The following is an 18,738-nucleotide window of genomic DNA, read 5'->3' as shown; positions in this document are numbered from 1 at the left end:
TGTTCGCTCGTTGCGTGCCGGGAAAAGGGCAAGCTTCCTCTGGCAATGGCTTGTTCGGTCTGCTATTCACCACGCTCTGCATGCGCACGCTTGCGCTTTCTTGCGCGACAGGATTTCTGGCGATGGAAAAGTTCACGGTTCTCACCGGCGTTGCGGCGCCGCTGCCGATGATCAACGTCGATACCGACATGATCATCCCGAAGCAGTTCCTGAAGACCATCAAGCGGACGGGGCTTGGCAAGCATCTGTTCGACGAGATGCGTTACACCCCGGACGGGCAGGAGATCCCGGACTTCGTCCTGAACAAGCCGGCCTACCGCAAGTCCAGCATCATGGTGGCGGGCGACAATTTCGGCTGCGGCTCGTCGCGCGAGCATGCGCCGTGGGCGCTGGCCGATTTCGGCATCCGCTGCATCATCGCCCCCAGCTTCGCCGACATCTTCTACAACAACTGTTTCAAGAACGGCATCCTGCCGATCAAGTTGCCGAAGGAGCAGGTCGACCTGCTGCTCGACGACGCGTCGCGCGGGTCGAACGCCGTCATCACGGTCGACCTTGAGAAGCAGACCATCACCGGCCCGGATGGCGGCACCATCTCCTTCGAGCTGGACCCCTTCCGCAAGCATTGCCTGCTGAACGGCCTGGACGACATCGGCCTGACGCTTCAGCAGTCGGCCCATATCGACGGGTATGAGGGCAAGCAGCGCGCGGGCCAGCCGTGGATGTGGGGCTGAGCGCCTCCGTCTTCCCCCGATTCTCTTCAACTTCTGTCTTCTTGACGTCTGACATTTGGGAGTGCGCCCGCCATGGCCGCCAATAAGAAGCTTCTGTTCCTCCCCGGCGACGGTATCGGCCCGGAGGTGATGCGCCAGGTTCGCCGGGTCATCGACTGGATGGACCGCAAGCGCAAGATCACCTTCGACGTGTCCGAAGGGCTGGTCGGCGGCGCGGCCATCGACGCCCATGGCGTTCCGCTGTCCGATGCCACCCTGGCCGAGGCGCTGGCGGTGGACGCGGTGATGCTGGGTGCCGTCGGCGGTCCGAAGTGGGACAACCCGACCGACTACACCAAGCGTCCGGAAGCCGGCCTGCTGACCCTGCGCAAGGAACTGGGCCTGTTCGCCAACCTGCGCCCGGCGGTGGTGTTCGACGCGCTGGTCGACGCCTCGACCCTGAAGGCCGACGTCATCCGCGGGCTGGACATCCTGATCGTCCGCGAGCTGACCGGCGGCGTCTATTTCGGTGAGCCGCGCGGCATCACCGAGATCGGCGACGGCGAGCGCCGCGGCGTGAACACCCAGGTCTACACCACCTCGGAAATCCGCCGCGTCGCCCGCGTCGCGTTCGAACTGGCCCGCAAGCGTGGCAACAAGCTCTGCTCGATGGAAAAGGCGAACGTAATGGAGTCCGGCCTGCTGTGGCGGCAGGAAGTGACGAAGCTGCACGGGGAAGAGTTCCAGGATGTCGAGCTGAGCCACATGTATGCCGACAACGGCGCCATGCAGCTGCTGAAGAATCCGAAGCAGTTCGACGTGATCGTCACCGACAATCTGTTCGGCGACATCCTGTCGGACGAGGCGGCGATGATGACCGGTTCGCTCGGCATGCTGCCGTCGGCCTCGCTGGGTGCTCCGGATGCCAACGGCAACCGCAAGGCGCTCTACGAGCCGGTGCACGGGTCCGCCCCGGACATCGCCGGCCGCGATCTGGCCAACCCCTGCGCCACGCTGCTGTCCTTCGCGATGTGCCTGCGCTACTCGTTCAACCTGGACGAGGATGCCAAGCTGATCGAGCGGGCCATCCAGAACGTGCTGGGCGGCGGCATGCGCACGTCCGACATCATGGCTCCTGGCATGGCGCGCTGCTCCACCACCGTGATGGGCGACTCGATCCTGCGCGAGCTGGACAAGCTGGCCTCCTGATCAGTCACCCGGCAGCACTGCCGACAGCACTGAAAGAAAAAGCCCCCGTCCGCAAGGACGGGGGCTTTTTCGTCTGCACGATACCCAACTCTTCACTCTCCCCGGTCAGTCGCCTCCGGCCGGCCGGTCGGCCGTGCGGCCGCCATGGCTTGCCTGCCCGCCCTTGCGGCCGGCTTCGGCTGCCAGGGACGGGTTCTTGGAGAAGCTGCGCGAGGATGCGGGCACGCTGCGCCCGCCCTTGCGTCCCGCTTCCGCCGCGAGTTCCGGATTCTTTGAAAAGCTGCGTTTGTCGGCCGGTACGCTTTCACCGCCTTTGCTGGCGATCTGGCGTTGCCGATCCGGGTCCATCGACGCGAAGCCGCGGCCCGACGTACGATTGCTCTCTTTCGAGGCCATAACCAACCTCCGACTGTGCCTTGCTGAATCGACAACCAATCGGCCAGAGGGTGGTTCCCACTTCGACTTATAAAAACTGTCCTTATGGCCTGTAGAGTGAGGGCGCCGCTTTGCCGGAGCCTGCTTTCCGACCTATGGAAAGGTTGTGCTGAAGCATTCTTCCTGCACCTATGGACAGCGAATCAAGGAGTTTATCGCGCCTAAGATGATATGTGGCGAAACAATGCGGGCATAGGTGATGCAGAAAACAAGAAACAGCGCGAGATGTTATTTCCTAGTCTTGGAAATATAACTTTGAATCATGGAAGCCATTCTATGGCATTAAATTGCCGATTTGCGTGGATGGCACGTATATTTACGCAGAAATATCAAAATTTCTCCATCGCAATTATTTGGAAAATCCAAAAACTTGAAGAAATTTTTGGATTATCGATGACTATATTAAGAAAGTGGCAATGCATGCCGGAGCCTGATTAGGGATGCGACGGATTCGATGCCGGGCCGGCTCCATGTGGACAGGAGGGGAAAATGCCAACCGTGCTTGTGGTTGACGATGATCCCACTCTGCGTTTGACGTTGCGTCGCCTTCTCGAAAAAGCCGGGGTGGAGGTTGTCGAAGCCGAGGATGGACAGGAGGCCATGCGGCTGTTCCAGGCAAACCGGCCGGACCTGGTGATCTGCGATCTGGTGATGCCGTTTGCCGATGGTCTCCAGACCATCATGCGCATGCGGCGGCTGGCCCCTGCGGTTAAGATCATCGCCATTTCCGGTGGCGGACGCAGCAAGGCAATGGACCTGCTGGCGGTCGCCCGGCAAATGGGCGCCGATCATGCGTTGGCGAAGCCGATCGAACGCAGCCACATCGATCTTATCGTCGATTTCTGCGGCCGCGGGGCCGGTGGTCCCACGCCCCGCACCCTCTGACGCGCCGGGAGCGGCGGGAGGAGTTGCGATATCGTGTTGCGGACGATCGCCCCCATGCAGCGCCTGCTGCGCCGGTGGTTCAGCCAGGCCGGGGCATCCGGTTCTCCACCGACCGCTGCGGGCCGCCCCGGCGGTGCCGGCAAACCGTCACCGGCATCGCCGCTGGAGAACGGTGAGGAGCTGCGCGCTCTGGAACAGCGGCTGTGGCGGCTGCTGATGCAACCGGCGGTCGCCTCGACCGGCCGGGTTCACCTGCTCGATCTCGGCATGATGCGGGATCGCCTGGGATCCGGTTGGCTCGCTCTGCGCCCGCGGGTTCTGGTTGCCGCGGATGCGATCATCGACCGTTGTCTCGCCCGCAACGACATCCGCTTCAAAACAGCGAGCGACGATTTCATCCTTGTGTTCGCGACGCTCGACCGGCACGCCGCTGACCTGGTCTGCGCAAGGATCGCGCAGGAACTGCTGCAGCTTTTTCTCGGTGACGACCGGGCAGCCGACCTGCGGATCTCGACCGCCGTTGGTGTGGCGGATGGGCAAATTCAGTTCGAGCATGCTCTTGCCAAAGTTCTGCTGGCGGAAGCGCGGCCACGTCCGGATTCTGCGGCCGTCCGGTCGGCCGACGGTTCTCCGGTGATGTCCGGCCCAAACATTCACGCTGACGATGGTGACGGCAAGGTTCGGCCTGTCCTGCGCCAGTTGCAGCTCTCCCCCGAGGATGCCGGTCAGTTCAGCATCCGTTACCGGCCGGTCTGGGACATCGGCAAACTGGTCATCTCGACCTATATGGGCACGCCGGTACGCATCTTTCCGGACGGTTCCTTTCTGGAAGGGACGGCGGCGCTGAATTCCCTGACGGATCCCATGGAGCTGCTGCGGCTCGATGCGGATGCGCTGGTCGAATCCGTGGAAATCCTGAACGGGCTATTCCGCAACAGGTCGCGACTGATGATGTCGGTGCCTGTCTGCTTCGAAACGCTGGCGGCCCGCCGTACCCGGCTGCCCTTCCTGGAGATCTGCCAGTCGATTCCCGACTATCTGCGCCGCTTTCTCATCTTCGAGCTCCTGCGCTTCCCGCCTGGGGTGCCGACCGGGCGGCTCAACGAACTGCTGCATGAGGTCAGGCCCTATTGCCGTTGGACCTTCATGCGGATCGAGTTCAAGTCGCAGAGCCTTTCCGGACTTTCCGGCAACGGCCTGAGCGGGATCACCATGGCGATGCCGGCGGACCGCTCGGCCGAAGCCCGGCTGATGGAGGAGATGAACGGCATCGTCACCGCGGCGGAGCGCGCCGGCCTGATGATCTGCGTCGCCGGGTTGTCGACCACCAGCATGGTGGTGGCGGCGCGGGCATCGGGGGTCAGGCTGGTCGCCGGAAACCGCATCGGCCCGCTGCAAGACCGGCCGCGGTCGATGATCCGCTTCGACTGGCCCGACCTGTACCGCGATGGGGAGGACGGGTGAAACTGTCGGTCAGACGGTTCGGCCCGCCTCAGAGCGCGTCGATCGCCTCGGCAAGCGTCACCAGCCGGCGGGCGTTCTCGACATGCAGGTTCTCCACCAGCTTGCCGTCGACCAGCACCACGCCCTTGCCGGCGGCTGCCGCCTCCGCATGGGCGGCGATGATGCGGTGGGCCTGGGCGATCTCCTCGGCGTCAGGGGCGAAGGCGGCGTTGCAGGCGGCAATCGTCTTGGGATGGATCAGCGTCTTGCCGTCGAAGCCCAGCTCGCGCCCCTGCCGGCAGGAGGCGGCGAAGCCGTCGTCGTCGTTCAGGTCCAGATGCACGCCGTCCAGCACCGCCAGCCCATAAGCCCTGGCCGCCAGCAGGCACAGCCCCAGGCTGGTGATCATCGGCAGCCGCTGCGCCGTATGGGCGGCGTGCAGGTCTTTGGCGAGGTCCGATGTGCCGAGCACAAGCCCGCCGACGGTGGGGGACGCGCCGGCGATCTCCTTGGCGTTCAGGATGCCGAGCGGCGTTTCCATCATGCACCAGATGGTCTGTCCGGCCGGCGCCCCGGCTGCACGCAGCACCGCCTCGGCCTGCCGAACCGCGTCGGCGCTCTCCACCTTCGGCAGCAGCACAGCGTCGGCGCCGCTGGCCGCCGCCATGCGCAGATCGTCATAGCCCCAGGGCGTGTTCAGCCCGTTGACCCGCACGATCAGTTCCCGCCCGCCATAGCCGCCGGCGGCCAGCGCGCCGGCGATGGTGTCGCGCGCGGTCGCCTTGGCATCCGGGGCGACCGCATCCTCCAAATCCAGGATCAACCCGTCCGCCGGCAGGTTGCGCCCTTTCTCCAGGGCGCGGGCGTTCGAGCCCGGCATGTAGAGCACGCTGCGGCGGGGGCGGACTGTGGTGGCCATGGCGGTATCCCGGAAATGCGGATGATGGAATGGGCCAGCTTTAGCCGCGCGCCGTTCCCCTGTCCATGAGTCCTGTCCATGGGTCGACACCCGTGTGCCACACGGACGCAGCACTCCCGCTCGCGAGGTCCGGCGCATGGCAGCCATGCCGCGCCCCCCGCCCGTCGCCGCGGAGTCGGCGGCTTTACGCCCGGCGGAGCGTCGCTTACGCTTCTCCCATGAAAAGCGTCCTCACCATCCAATCGCACGTCGCCTATGGCTATGTCGGCAACCGCGCCGCGGTGTTTCCGCTGCAGCGGCTGGGGATCGATGCCACGGCGGTGAACACCGTCCAGTTCTCCAACCACACCGGCTACGGCGCCTGGACCGGGCAGGTCTTCACGGCGGAGCATATCGCCGACATCGTCGACGGCATCGCCGCCCGCGGCGTGCTGCCAGCGCAGGATGCGGTGTTGTCCGGCTATATGGGCGCCGTCGAGCTGGGGCAGGTCATCGTCGAGACGGCGGCGCGGGTGAAGGCCGCCAATCCCAAGGCGATCTACTGCTGCGATCCGGTGATGGGCGACGTCGGCCGCGGTTTCTTCGTGCGGCCCGGCCTGCCGGAGTTCATCCGCGACCATGCGGTTCCCGCCGCCGACCTGATGACGCCGAACCAGTTCGAGCTGGAATATCTGACCGACCGCAAGGTGGCGACGTTGGACGATGCGCTGGCTGCCACCGCGGCGTTGCGTGCCCGCGGGCCGCGGCTGGTCCTGGTCACCAGCCTGACCCGCAGCGATGCCGATCCCGACAGCATCGAGATGCTGGTGGACGGCGCCGACGGCGCCTGGCTGGTGTCGACGCCGCGCCTGACCTTCGACCCGCCGCCCAACGGGTCGGGCGACGCGGTGGCGGCGCTGTTCCTTGCCCATTACCTGACCGCCTTCGACCCGGCCGATGCGCTGGAAAAGGCGGCGGCGGCGATCTTCGCCATCTTCGAGACGACGCGGCGGATGGGCACGCGCGAGCTTCAGCTGATCGCGGCGCAGGACGAGTTCGTCAATCCGCCCCGGCGCTTCTCGGCAACGCGTTTGCGGTGAAACCGCCTCAGGCCGCGGGAACCGGGTTGCGGCTGCCGACTTGGCTGGGCTGTTCGATCACCCGCCCGGCCGGCAGCCGCACCGTCATCGTGGTGCCGGCGCCCGGCGTGCTGCGGCAGGTCAGCATGCCGCCATGCAGGTCGACGAAATTCTTCGAGATCGACAGGCCGAGCCCGGTGCCCTCGTACCGGCGGTTGGCGGCGTTCTCCGCCTGACGGAAGGGCTGGAACAGGTCGGCCATGAAGCCGGGCGGGATGCCGATCCCGGTGTCGGCGACCGCCAGCGCGAAGCCGCGATCCTGCTCCATCCCGGCCGTTATGGTGATGCTGCCGCCGCCGGGCGTGAATTTCACCGCATTGGACAGCAGGTTCAGGATCACCTGCTTGAAGGCACGGCGGTCGACCCACAGGGTGGCGATGGCGGCCGTCACCTCGTTGTGGATGGCGACTCCGCCGGAGGCCGCGCGGTCGCGCACCATCATCAGGCATTGGCCGACCGCCTCATGCACCTCCACCGCCTCCTCGCACAGCTCGAACTGGCCGGCTTCCAACTTCGACATGTCCAGCACGGCGTTGACGATGTCCAGCAGGTGCCGGCCGCTGTCGTGGATGTCGGTGATGCAGGACTTCTGCCGCTCGTTGACGGTGCCGAAGAACTCGCTGTCCAGCACCTCGGCAAAGCCGATGATGGCGTTCAGCGGGGTGCGCAGCTCATGGCTCATGTTGGCCAGGAATTCGCTCTTCGCCCGGTTCGCCAGTTCGGCTTGGGTCTTGGAGGCGATCAGTTCCGCCTCCTGCTGCTTGCGGCGCGTCATGTCGCGGATGACGCCGACATGGATGCGCGGTTCGTCCGGACGCACCGCACCGGTCCCGCCGCCCAGCCGCAGATCGCTGACGGTGAAGCCGACCGGAAAGGCATGGCCGTCGCGGCGCAGGGCGGTCAGGTCCCGGTCGTTGGCGCCGCCGCGCGCGTCGGGGATCAGTGCCTCGATCGGCTGGCCGATCATCTCCCGCTCGGGCACGGCGAACATCATCTCCGCCGCGCGGTTGAAGGTGACGATGCGCCCGGCGGTGTCGAAGGTCACCACGGCATCCAGCATGGAATCGAGGATGCCTCGGATCCGGCGCGAGGCGCGGGCCAGCCGGGCCTGATCCTCGTCCCGCCGGGCATGCTGGCGGACGACGAAGGCGGTCAGCAGGACGATGGCGATGGTCATCACCGTGCCGATGGAGGTCCAGGCCGCCGTGTCGCGCCGCCATTCGGCCAGCGCCGCCGCCACCGGCAGGGTCGCGACGATCACGAAGGGATAGCCCTGCACCCGCCGCACGCTGACCAGGCTGTCGGTGCTGCCCCCAGGTCCGGGTGCCGCGTTGCGTATGGTGGCCTCGTCATGGGTGGCAAGCGCAGTCCACACCGCCGGCCAGTCGGTCAGCCGGCCCGGTCCACCCTGACTTTCGCCCTGACTTTCGCTGCGGCCCTGCGGCCGCTCCAGCAGGATGGTTCCATCCCCCAGCGCCAGGATCACGCTGCCCTTGCGGTCGATATCCCGCGATTCCAGCGTCGCCGCCAGACGTGTCGGATCGACCATGGCGACCAGCACGCCGCGAAAGCCGCCGTCGGTATCCAGCCAGCGCCTGCTGAACGGGATGATCTGTGTGCCGGGCCGCACCCGGCTGGTGATGGCGGCGCTGACATGCAGGTCCTGGCCGCCGTCACGCGGCCCGGTGAAATAGGCGCGGTCGGACAACGGAACCGTCGGCAGCGGCAGTTCGGCCGAATGATGGAGGGCGAGGCCGTCGCCGTCGACCACCACCAGATCGGCCAATTCGGCGAAATTGTCGCGCCGCTGGCGCAAATGATCGTGGATCGCCGTGCTGCCGCGGCGGGGGCTGTCGGGAAGCGTGTCGAGCGCGAAGGACAGGTCGCGCAGCATCTGGTCCACCGCGAAGGCCGTCCGCAGCGTCTGCGATTCCAGCATGCGGGCAAGATCGCGGGTCGCACGCTCCCCGGCATCCAGCGCCTCGCGCCGGCCCTGGAGGATGCCGTAGCCGATCAGCATGTTCACCACCAGGATGAAGGCGAGGCCGGACGCGGTCATCAGGAAGCGGACCGATCCCAGCCGGCCACGCAACGCCCCCGCCAAACCGGCGGTGGAGCGGGGCGGCGGCGGGGAGGCGGACCCGGGAACAGGCATCGGCGTCGTGATTTCCAGTGGCGGTTGCGGCCGGACGGCCTGCCCTGCTTAGGGTCTGCCTGGTGCTTATTGAAGCGCCAGACAGACCCTAAGCTTTTGATTTTCCGTGTGATTCACGCTTCAAGCGATACCGCTTGAAACGATCACACTCTAATCGCGCCGACACCTTAAAGAAAGTGTAACCAGACGGAAATGCGGGGTTTTCCACTGCGCGCAGATGCCGCGCCGTTCATGCCCGGTGCTTTGAGCGTGGACGCCACTCTGCCATGCCCTGTTCGCCCTCCCGTCGGCGGTTGCCGTAGCCGGCGCCATCCGTTAGGTAAGGAGCCATCTTGGCAGCCGGATCGCGCATATCCCCATGACCGACGGACCGCTTTCGCTCTACCGCGTCCGCCGCGGCAGCGGCACTCTTCGCCCCGATCCCGACCAGGAACTGGCGGCGGAGAAGTTCCAAAGCCTGTATCAGGCGTTGAAGGGCTATCAGCCGCAGCCCGTCGGCGACGACAAGCCGGCAGGGGGTGGCTGGCTGGAGCGCTTCGGTCTGGGCCGCCGCCGCGCCGCGCCGCCGCCGCCGGACATCGCCTCCACCGCACCGCAGGGGCTGTACATCTACGGCAGCGTCGGCCGCGGCAAGTCGATGCTGATGGACCTGTTTTACGAGACCGCCCCGGTCGACAAGAAGCGGCGCGTCCATTTCCACGAATTCATGCTGGAGATCCACCAGCGCATCCACGACCACCGTCAATCCGGCAAAGGCAAGGGTGACGGCCCGGACGAGGCGCTGCCCGAACTGGCCCGCGCGCTGGCCGACGAGGCGTGGCTGCTCTGCTTCGACGAGTTCCACGTCACCAACATCGTCGACGCGATGATTTTGGGCCGGCTGTTCACCAACCTGTTCGATCTGGGCGTGGTGGTGGTGGCGACCTCCAACTGGCCGCCGGACATGCTGTACAAGGACGGTCTCCAGCGCGAGCTGTTCCTGCCCTTCATCGCCCTGCTGAAGGAAAAGCTCGACATCCTGTCGCTGGACGGCCCGACCGACTACCGGCTGGACCGGCTTAAGGGCGTGCCGATCTACCACCACCCGCTGGGTCCGGCCTCGGACGCCGCCCTTGCGAAAGCCTTCTCCGACCTGACCGGCGGTGCCGCGGGCGAGCCTTGCAGCCTCACGGTGCAGGGACGGCGGGTGGACATCGCGCGTGCCGCCAAATGCGTGGCCTGGGTCGATTTCTGGGACCTGTGCGGCAAGCCGCTGGGAGCGGCGGACTATCTGGCGATCGCCACCCATTTCCACACGGTGCTGATCGACCATGTGCCCACGATGAAGGACGAGCTGCGCAACGAGGCCAAGCGCTTCATGACGCTGATCGATGCGCTGTACGAGCACAAGGTCAACGTCGTCATCGCCGCGGAGGGGCCGCCCGAGCGCCTCTATCCGGAAGGTACCCACGCCTTCGAGTTCGAACGCACGGTCAGCCGCCTGATGGAGATGCAGAGCGAGGACTACCTACAAAGGCAGCATTTGACATAAGTGCGGGTTTCCATAAAGCCTGGAAGCTGTAGCCGACGGCTGCTTGTCCCGTGTTGGGCGGTCTGTTGCTGGGCTGGGCGCCGCCTTCGCGAAATAGGCCTATGACGTGGATTATTTTGGATCGGCGCCCTGTTCGTGTCGATTGAAAGTAATCCACGGCGGGGCATCCACGATGAAGACGCGTTTAGTTGTGCTCGGCTGCCTGCTGGCGGCCGGGTTGGCCGGTTGCACCCCAACTCCGAATTTACAGACAAGGACAACCACATTCATGCCGGCAACCGATGCCGGAAAACGCTGCGTCGCCCAATGCCAGCAGACGAAACAACTGTGCAACGCCGCGGTCGAATTGGGGTACCAGACCTGCATGGCCGAAGGGCTGACCCGTGCGCATGCGGCATATTACGAATACAAGAAAAATCTTCCCAAAGGCGCGAAGCATGAAAGGCGAATTGGGGACTTTGAAAGTGAAATTCATTGCTACCGATTGAGCAGCTGTTCCCAGGATTACGATGAGTGTTTTGTGAGCTGCGGCGGCCGCATGGAGATGCAGACCTACTGTGTCAGCAATTGCAAGCTGATGAAGCCGCCGCAGTCGGATGGGTCCAAGGTGGGGCCGGTCAGGGTGGTGCAATAGCCGCCGCCCGCCGCCGCAATTCTTCGAAGTCGCGCCCGGCGTGATGGGAGGAGCGGGTCAGCGGCGTCGCCGACACCATCAGGAACCCCTTCGCCCGCGCCACCGTGCCGTAGCGCTCGAACTCATCGGGGGTGACGTGGCGGGCGACAGGGTGATGGTTGGGGGTGGGGCGGAGATACTGGCCGATGGTCAGGAAATCGACGCCCGCCGCCCGCAAATCGTCCATCACCTGCAACACCTCCGCCGGCTCCTCGCCAAGCCCGACCATGATGCCGGACTTGGTGAAGATGCTTGGGTCGCGCTCCTTGACCCGCTCCAGCAGGCGGAGCGAGCCGTAATATCGGGCTCCCGGCCGCACATCCGCATAGAGCCGTGGCACGGTCTCCAGATTGTGGTTGTAGACGTCGGGGCGGGCATCGGCGACCGTCTCCACCGCCCCCGGCTTGTTGCGGAAATCGGGGGTCAGCACCTCCACCGTCGTGGTGGGGGCGGTCTCGCGCAGACGGCGGATGCAGCGGGCGAAATGCGCGGCCCCGCCGTCCGGCAGATCGTCGCGATCGACCGAGGTGATGACGACATGGGCGAGGCCAAGCTCGCCGACCGCCCCGGCCAACCGGTCGGGCTCGTGGGGATCGAGCGCGTCCGGCCGGCCGGTGGCGACGTTGCAGAAGGCGCAGGCCCGCGTGCACACGCTGCCCAGGATCATCACCGTCGCGTGCCGCTTGCTCCAGCATTCGCCGATGTTGGGGCAGGCGGCCTCCTCGCAGACCGTGTTCAGGCCGTGGCGGCGGACGAGCGACTGCGTGTCTCCGAAAGCCGTCCCGGCTGGCGCGCGGGCGCGGAGCCAGGCCGGCTTCTCGGCCCGGTGTTCCGGGCGAAGTGCATGCATCGCGGGAAGGGCCATCAGTGGACGAGCTCCGGCTGTTCGGCTGCCGCGTCGACCGCCTGCGGCTGCACGATGATCTTCACATTGCGGTCCTTGTGGGCGACCAGCTCCTCGAAGCCGCCGCTGACGATGTCGCTCAGGGTGATGCGGCCGGTGATCAGCGGCTGCACGTCGATGCGGCCGTCGGCGATGAAGCGGATGACGTCGGCGAACTCGCCATTGTAGGCCAGCGAGCCGATGACCTGCTTCTCGGTGGCGACGATCTCGAAGAAGTTGAAGGAACTCGGCTCCTCGAAGATGCCGACCAGCACCGCCTTGCCGGCCTTGCGGATCACGTCGATGGCGAGCTTGGCGGTGTCGCGATGGCCGATGCATTCGAACGACACGTCGGCGCCGTAGCCGCCGGTCAGCGCCTTGACCTCCGCCACCGCATCGCATTCCTTGGGGTCGAGCACGATGCTGGCGCCGACCTCCAGCGCCTTGGCCTTGCGGGCGGCGGACATCTCCAGCACGATGATCCGGCCGGCGCCCGCCGCCTTCGCGCACATGATGGTGCAGAGGCCGATGGTGCCGGCGCCGACCACCACCACCGTCTCGCCGACGACGCTGCCGGCCTTCTTCACCGCATGCATGCCGACCGCCAGCGGCTCGATCAAGGCGCCGGCCTCGGTCGGGAAGCCGTCGGGCAGCTTGTAGAGCAACTCGGCCGGGACGTTGACCAGACTGGCGAAGGCGCCGTTGTTCATCAGGCCGGTGAAGGCCAGCTTCTCGCAGATGTTGTACATGCCGTGCTTGCAGTAATAGCACTCGCCGCAATGCTGGCAGGCATCGGCCGCCACCCGGTCGCCGACGCTGAACCCGGTCACGCCCTCGCCGAGCGTCGCGATCTCGCCGCTGAATTCGTGGCCGAGGATGCACTGGCCCTTCAGGCCGGTCAGCGGGTGGGGGGTGTCGACGGGGATGAAGACCGGGCCGGCGACATACTCATGCAGGTCGGACCCGCAGATGCCGCACCAATGCACCTTGATCTGCACCCAGCCGGCGGGCGGGGCGCCCGGCAGCGGCACGTCCTCGACCCGGATGTCCTTGCGGCCATGCCAGACGGCGGCCTTCATCGAAGTGGCACTCATGGTGTTGTCCTCCGGTTTTATCGTTGTGGGCGAGCGGTCGGGACGGTCAGGCGAACACCATCCCGCCATCGACCAGAAGGGACTGGCCGGTCATGAAGTCGCTGTCGGACGAGGCGAGGAAGCGGGCGACACCGACCAGATCGTCGGGGCGCGACGGCCGGCCCAGCACGGCGCCGGCGGCGAACATGTCGAAGGCCTCGTTCTCCGACTTGGTGATGCCGGTGTCGCGGAAGCCCTGGTCGATGATCTTCCACATCTCGGTCGCCACCACGCCGGGGCAGATGGCGTTGGCGGTGATGCCGTCCTTGCCGAAGCCGCGGGCGGCGGCCTGGGTCAGGGCCACCACGGCGAATTTGCTGGCGGAGTAATGGGCCAGCGGCTCGTAGCCCTGCTTGCCGGCGATGGAGGCGGTGTTGACGATCTTGCCGCCGCCGCCCTGTTTCCGGAACGTCTTGATGGCTTCCTGCATGCCGATCAGCACGCCAAGCGCGTTGACGTCGTTGAGCGTGTGCCAGTCGTCCTCGGTGATGTCGAGGAAGGGCTTGGTCTGGGCGATGCCGGCATTGTTGAAGAGAACGTCGAGCCGGCCATGGGCCTTCACCGTCTCGTCGATCATGCGGCGGACGGCGGCGCGGTCGCGGACATCGACGGTGACGGCAATGGCGCTGCCACCGGCGGCACGGATGGCTTCGGCGACCTGTTGGGCGTCGGCCGCGTTGCGGTCGGCGATGGTCAGCTTGGCACCGTCGGCGGCCAGCGCGCGGGCGATGGTGGCGCCGATGCCGCGGCCGGCGCCGGTGACGATGATGCACTTGTCCTTGAGATCGGGCATGAACGGTCTCCTGCCGGCGCGCTGGCGGACAGCCTGCGCGCCGGTGGCGAAGGGTTCGGGAACCGGGGAAAGGGGCGGGGAGGGAGCTGGCCTCCTCAGTCCGCCTTGGCGATGTGGTCCTTCAGCAGCGCGTTCACTTTGCCGGCCGCCTCCATCTGCACCATGTGGCCGGCGCCGGGGATGACGGCGACCTGTGCCGTGTTCGCCAGCGCCTGGGCATGGTCGGCGGGGATGACGCGATCCTCCTCGCCCCACACCACCAGCGTCGGCGTCCTGGCATCGGCGATGCCGGAGGCGAGCACGCTGGCCTGCCGGCCCTCGGCGAACAGCGAGGCCGACAGCGCCCGCAGTGCCTCGTCCACGCCGTCCAGCCGCTTGTACTTCAGGAGGTCGTCAATCATCTGGCGGCTGACAAGGCCACGGTCGGCGAAGAGCGTCTCCAGGACCGGTTTCAGGTCGCGGCGCGATGTCGCACCGACGAAACCCTGGATGTAGCCGTGGTCGATCTGCTCGCCGAGACCGGCCGACGCGATCAGCGACAGCGACGCCACCCGCCCCGGCGCGTCGAGCGCCGTGCGCATCGACACCGCACCGCCCATCGAGTGGCCGACGAAATGGGCGCGCTCCACCCCGACCGTGTCGAGGAAGCCCAGCACCGCCTTCGACAGGCCGGACAGGCTGGGGTCGGCGATCTGCTTGTTCGACTGGCCGTGGCCGGGCAGGTCGAGCGCATAGACGGTGGCCTTCTCCGCCAGCGCGTCGATGGTGAACAGCCAGTTGTCGAGATCGCCGCCGAAGCCGTGGACCAGCAGGACGGTCGGCCCACTTTCACCCCGCTTGGCATAGCGGATGGTGCCGGCCGGGGTTTCGGCGGTGTGGTATTGCGGGCCGGCTTCGGCCTCGCCGTCGTCTTCGCTGGCCGGGACGGCATAGGAGTTGATGAAGGCGTCGATGTCGTCGTCCGGCACGTCGGGTTCGGCCAGCACGGCGATCAGCGCCTTGACCGGATAGACGGTGCCGGGTTCGCCCAGCACACGGCGCAGCACGCCGGTTTCGCCCGCCTCGACCACATTGGTGATCTTGTCGGTCTCGACCTCCAGCAGCTCATCGCCGATGGAGATGGTGGATCCCGGCCGCTTCAGCCAGCCGGTGACCTTGCCCTCCGACATGGACAGGCCCCATTTCGGCATGACGATGGGCTTGATGCGCTCGTTCAACATGGAACTCGGTCTCCTGGGAATGCTTTTTTGCTTGGCGCGCACCCCTCCCGTCACTCCCGCGCAGGCGGGAATGAGGGAGCGGGGCGGCTCGTGCGTGCTGTGTGGTGTGAAGCCGGTCTCTTACGCCGCGATCCGCGGCGATGCGCCCTTGGGCGACAGGGTGCGCTTGACGGCGCTGGCGATGCTGTCGGCGCTGGGGACATACAGATCCTCCAGCGACGGCGCGAAGGGCACCGGGGTGTGCGGCGCCGTCACCATCTGGATGCCGGCCTTCAGCGCGCCGAAGGCGTTCTGGCCGACGAAGGCTGCGATGTCGGTGGCGAGGTTGCAGCGCGGATGCGCCTCGTCCACCACCACCAGCCGGCCGGTGCGTTCCACGCTCTCGACGATGGTGTCCCAGTCGATGGGCGACAGGGTGCGCAGGTCGATGACTTCGGCCTCGGTGCCGTCCTTCGCCAGCGCCGCCGCCGCCTCCATCGCGCGGTGGACGGTCAGGCCGTAGCTGACGATGGTCACGTCGTCGCCGTCGCGCAGCACGTTCGCCTCGCCGAAGGGAATGGCGTAGCTCTCGGCCGGAACCTCGCATTCCAGGCCGTAGAGGTTCTTGTGCTCGCAGAAGATGACCGGATCGTTGTCGCGGATCGACTGGATCAGCAGGCCCTTGGCATCATAGGCGTTGCTGGGGCAGACCACCTTCAGCCCCGGAATGTGGGTGAACAGCGGGGTGAGCATCTGCGAATGCTGGGCGGCGGCGCGGAAGCCGGCGCCGACCATGCCGCGGATCACCACCGGCGTCTCCGCCTTGCCGCCGAACATGTAGCGGAACTTGGCGGCCTGGTTGAAGATCTGGTCGAAGCAGACGCCCATGAAGTCGAGGAACATCAGCTCGGCCACCGGGCGCAGCCCGCAGGCGGCAGCGCCGACGGCGGCACCGATATAGGCGGATTCCGACAGCGGCGTGTCCATCAGCCGGTCGCCATGCTTGGCGTACAGCCCCTTGGTGACGCCCAGCACGCCGCCCCAGGCGTCGTCCTCGCCCTGGGCGCCGGTGCCGCCGACGATGTCCTCGCCCATGACGATGACGGTGGGGTCGCGGCGCATCTCCAGGTCCAGGGCCTCGTTGATCGCCTGCTTCATGCTGATCTTGCGGGACATGTGTTTCCTCCGCGCGTTTCGCGTCTCTTGGATTGGGGTTGGCTCAGTAGGCGACGTAGACGTGGCCTCAGTAGGCGACGTAGACGTCGCGCAGCAGGTCGTCCGGCGTGGGCAGCGGGGCGGCCTTGGCGGCGCGCGTGGCGTCCTCGATCAGCGCGTTCACCTCGCGGTCGATGGCCTGCAGCTCGTCGCGGCCGATCACCCCGGCCTCGATCACGCGCTCCGACAGGATGGTCAGGCAGTCGCGGGACGCACGGATCGCCTCCAGCTCGCCCTTGGCGCGGTAGGTCTGGGCGTCGCCCTCGAAATGGCCGTAGAAACGGACCATGTTGCATTCCAGCAGGGCTGGGCCGCCGCCGTCGCGGGCGCGGCGGATGATCTCGCCGGCCGCCTCGTACACCGCGAAGAAGTCGGTGCCGTCCACCGTGACGCCCGGCATGCCGAAGCCGGTGGCGCGGTCGACATAGCTGTCGCAGGACACCGCCCATTCCATCGCGGTGGATTCGGCATAGCCGTTGTTCTCTACCACGAAGACCACCGGCAGGTTCCACACCGCGGCGAGGTTCAGGCTCTCCAGGAAGGTGCCCTGGTTGGAGGCGCCATCGCCGACGAAGGTGATGCCGACGCCGCGGTCGCCGCGCACCTTGGCCGCCAGTGCCGCCCCGCAGATCAACGGCGCGCCGGCGCCGAGGATGCCGTTGGCGCCCATCATGCCCTTGGACAGGTCGGCGATGTGCATCGACCCGCCCTTGCCCCGGCAGGCGCCGGTGCTGCGACCGTAGATCTCCGCCATCATCGCGTGGACATCGACGCCCTTGGCGATGCAGTGGCCGTGGCCGCGGTGGGTCGAGGCGATGCGGTCGTTGTCGTTCAGGTGCATCATGATGCCGGTGGCGCAGGCCTCCTCGCCGGCATAGAGGTGGACGAAGCCGGGGATGTCGCCCTTGGCGAAATCGACGTGCAGCCGCTCCTCGAACTCGCGGATCGTCCGCATGGTGCGGTAGGCCTTCAGCAGCTCGTCCTTGCCGAGGGGGAAGGGATTCTGGGCCATGAGGTGTTTTCTCCCTGATTGGTGTTTGATGATTAGAAGGCGGATGTGACGGGCACCGGGGTGCCGGTCAGCAGCCGGTTCTGGCCGGCGTGCCGCATCACTGCGGCGACGTTGACCGTGCGGAAGGCGTCGTCCCTGAGCGTCAGGGACAGACGGTCGCGTTCGGTGAAGGACAGCTCGCGTTCGCCATCCAGCGCGACCGAGCCGGCGGTGACCTCCGGCACGAAGGCCACGCCGGCCGGCATGCGGCGCCAGTCGGTGACGCCGACCCGGGCCATCATTCCCGGCGCGATGGGGGCGTTGAGGGTGGTGATGCCCTTGCGGCAGGTGCCATCCGGTGACAGCCGCACCATCAGACCGCCGCTCTCGTCGCGGTCGACGGGTTCCAGCAGGCCGGCGATGGCCGACATGCCGATCACCTCGGGGTCGGCGAAGGTGACGTAGAGTTCGCGGAAATTTTCGGTCCGCCACAGGGCGCGGGCGCCGATGTAGCGTTCCGTCACCAGGGCGACATCGACCAGAGCCATCTCGGTCACCGCGCCGCCGTTCGCCCCGCTGACGAGGGACACGTCGATGCGCTTGTTGGCGGCAAAGGCGATGTGCGGTGGCACCCGGCCGGTGACCGCCAGCCCGGTGGCGAGCCCGGTGATCGTCGGCTCACGGTGTTCGGGGAAGGCGTTGTTGGTCCCGGTGGAGATGCCGGCGATGGGCACCGTTCCGCATTCGGCCGCCACCGCCCGGTGGGTGCCGTCGCCGCCCAGCACCACCAGGGCCGACACGCCGGCCCGCCGCATCTCCGCGGTGGCGCGGTGGGTGTCGGCGACGGTGCCGGTGACCGGCATGGAGACGGTGTGGAGGGCGGGATAGATGTCCTCGCCGCGCGAGGCGCCACTCCCCCTGGCCCGCATCAGGCCGCGCTCGACATGGGCGCGGATGCCGCCATTCTCCGGCATCATCAGCACGTCGCGGACGCCGCAGGCGTGCAGCGCCGCCAGCACCCGCAGCAGGATGTTCGCCCGGTCGGCGATCTGCAGGCTGGTGGCGTTGGCGACGACCCGGCGGATGTCGCGGGCTGAAACCGGATTGGCGACGATGCCGACGACCGGAGCCAAGATGGCGTCTCCCCCTCAATGCGGCGCGCCGTTGATCGACACGCGGTTCGAGGGGGTAAAAGCAACCGCCGTGCCAGATGGTCAGTTCAGCGGATTTTCTTGATTTTCAACGGTTCAAGGCGATGCGGCGGGGTGGGGCGTTGCAACAGGTGTTGCAGGGACTGTTGCGCCGCCGGTGCAACAGGTGTGGCGCCTCTTGCGTGAGATCGCGGCCAACCTGTGGCGCCCTGGCATTCCACCCCTGCGCGGCGCCAGTCTTGCCAAGGGCTTGCCTGCCGCTTTAGCCTCCCTTGGTCATACCAATGAACCA

At 66.7% G+C, this 18,738-nt stretch carries 17 protein-coding genes; 7 read left to right on the top strand and 10 right to left on the bottom strand.

Features of this window, described 5'->3' with window-relative positions; all coding sequences use genetic code 11:
• Nucleotides 1–122: 122 nt before the first annotated feature.
• Nucleotides 123–734 carry a 3-isopropylmalate dehydratase small subunit gene (leuD, locus tag GBZ48_RS14560; protein ID WP_174471689.1) on the top strand — a complete coding sequence of 204 codons (612 nt, stop codon included), beginning with the start codon at nt 123–125 and terminating at the stop codon, nt 732–734.
• Nucleotides 735–806: 72 nt separating this feature from the next.
• Nucleotides 807–1,922: a 3-isopropylmalate dehydrogenase gene (gene leuB, locus GBZ48_RS14555; protein ID WP_174471688.1), complete on the top strand. Its 1,116-nt coding sequence runs from the start codon at nt 807–809 to the stop codon at nt 1,920–1,922.
• Between the two features lie 105 nt (nt 1,923–2,027).
• Here the strand turns inward: leuB and GBZ48_RS14550 are convergent, their stop codons facing one another.
• Complete coding sequence (locus tag GBZ48_RS14550) at nt 2,028–2,318, bottom strand: con-10 family general stress protein (protein WP_109050568.1); 291 nt, start codon at nt 2,316–2,318, stop codon at nt 2,028–2,030.
• A gap of 528 nt (nt 2,319–2,846) precedes the next feature.
• Here GBZ48_RS14550 and GBZ48_RS14545 point away from each other — a divergent pair.
• Together GBZ48_RS14545 and GBZ48_RS14540 are read left to right on the top strand one after the other, a co-directional pair.
• Nucleotides 2,847–3,242 (top strand): response regulator, encoded by a 396-nt coding sequence (locus tag GBZ48_RS14545; protein ID WP_174471687.1) that lies wholly within the window; start codon nt 2,847–2,849, stop codon nt 3,240–3,242.
• 54 nt (nt 3,243–3,296) lie between these two features.
• Nucleotides 3,297–4,706, top strand: coding sequence for a BAR domain-containing protein (locus tag GBZ48_RS14540; RefSeq protein ID WP_211105752.1), 1,410 nt, complete (start codon nt 3,297–3,299; stop codon nt 4,704–4,706).
• A gap of 28 nt (nt 4,707–4,734) precedes the next feature.
• On the opposite strand, the gene GBZ48_RS14535 is transcribed toward GBZ48_RS14540, so the two are convergent.
• Entirely contained in the window at nt 4,735–5,604 is an 870-nt protein-coding gene (locus GBZ48_RS14535) for an HpcH/HpaI aldolase/citrate lyase family protein (protein ID WP_174471685.1), read from the bottom strand.
• 218 nt (nt 5,605–5,822) lie between these two features.
• Here GBZ48_RS14535 and pdxY point away from each other — a divergent pair, with 218 nt between their 5' ends.
• Complete coding sequence (gene pdxY / locus GBZ48_RS14530) at nt 5,823–6,683, top strand: pyridoxal kinase PdxY (protein WP_174471684.1); 861 nt, start codon at nt 5,823–5,825, stop codon at nt 6,681–6,683.
• Nucleotides 6,684–6,690: 7 nt separating this feature from the next.
• On the opposite strand, the gene GBZ48_RS14525 is transcribed toward pdxY, so the two are convergent.
• Entirely contained in the window at nt 6,691–8,877 is a 2,187-nt protein-coding gene (locus tag GBZ48_RS14525) for an ATP-binding protein (RefSeq protein WP_174471683.1), read from the bottom strand.
• Nucleotides 8,878–9,235: 358 nt separating this feature from the next.
• Between GBZ48_RS14525 and zapE the strand changes: the two genes are divergently transcribed.
• On the top strand, nt 9,236–10,408 hold the full coding sequence (zapE, locus tag GBZ48_RS14520; protein WP_174471682.1) for a cell division protein ZapE: 1,173 nt from the start codon (nt 9,236–9,238) through the stop codon (nt 10,406–10,408).
• 172 nt (nt 10,409–10,580) lie between these two features.
• Nucleotides 10,581–11,042 (top strand): hypothetical protein, encoded by a 462-nt coding sequence (locus GBZ48_RS14515; protein ID WP_174471681.1) that lies wholly within the window; start codon nt 10,581–10,583, stop codon nt 11,040–11,042.
• Here the strand turns inward: GBZ48_RS14515 and lipA are convergent.
• From lipA to GBZ48_RS14480, 7 genes are all read right to left on the bottom strand, one after another.
• Nucleotides 11,026–11,946 carry a lipoyl synthase gene (gene lipA / locus GBZ48_RS14510; RefSeq protein ID WP_174471680.1) on the bottom strand — a complete coding sequence of 307 codons (921 nt, stop codon included), beginning with the start codon at nt 11,944–11,946 and terminating at the stop codon, nt 11,026–11,028. The genes GBZ48_RS14515 and lipA overlap by 17 nt on opposite strands.
• Nucleotides 11,946–13,058, bottom strand: coding sequence for a 2,3-butanediol dehydrogenase (locus tag GBZ48_RS14505; RefSeq protein ID WP_246307187.1), 1,113 nt, complete (start codon nt 13,056–13,058; stop codon nt 11,946–11,948). The genes lipA and GBZ48_RS14505 overlap by 1 nt, the downstream gene beginning before the upstream one ends.
• Before the next feature lie 46 nt (nt 13,059–13,104).
• Complete coding sequence (locus GBZ48_RS14500) at nt 13,105–13,890, bottom strand: SDR family NAD(P)-dependent oxidoreductase (protein ID WP_174471679.1); 786 nt, start codon at nt 13,888–13,890, stop codon at nt 13,105–13,107.
• Between the two features lie 95 nt (nt 13,891–13,985).
• The gene (locus GBZ48_RS14495; RefSeq protein WP_174471678.1) at nt 13,986–15,110 is read right to left on the bottom strand and encodes an acetoin dehydrogenase dihydrolipoyllysine-residue acetyltransferase subunit; all 1,125 of its coding nucleotides are present in this window, start codon (nt 15,108–15,110) and stop codon (nt 13,986–13,988) included.
• Nucleotides 15,111–15,230: 120 nt separating this feature from the next.
• The gene (locus GBZ48_RS14490) at nt 15,231–16,265 is read right to left on the bottom strand and encodes an alpha-ketoacid dehydrogenase subunit beta (RefSeq protein WP_174471677.1); all 1,035 of its coding nucleotides are present in this window, start codon (nt 16,263–16,265) and stop codon (nt 15,231–15,233) included.
• Nucleotides 16,266–16,332: 67 nt separating this feature from the next.
• Nucleotides 16,333–17,316, bottom strand: a complete 984-nt coding sequence (locus tag GBZ48_RS14485; protein ID WP_174471676.1) for a thiamine pyrophosphate-dependent dehydrogenase E1 component subunit alpha — start codon at nt 17,314–17,316, stop codon at nt 16,333–16,335.
• 32 nt (nt 17,317–17,348) lie between these two features.
• A complete protein-coding gene (locus GBZ48_RS14480) occupies nt 17,349–18,428 on the bottom strand; it encodes an ATP-NAD kinase family protein (protein WP_174471675.1) in 1,080 nt (359 codons plus the stop codon).
• Nucleotides 18,429–18,738: the final 310 nt, after the last annotated feature.

This window comes from Azospirillum melinis, from assembly GCF_013340935.1.
GTDB lineage: Bacteria > Pseudomonadota > Alphaproteobacteria > Azospirillales > Azospirillaceae > Azospirillum > Azospirillum melinis.
Note: the sequence above shows the minus strand (reverse complement) of the source record. Positions and strands in the feature narration are given on the sequence as shown.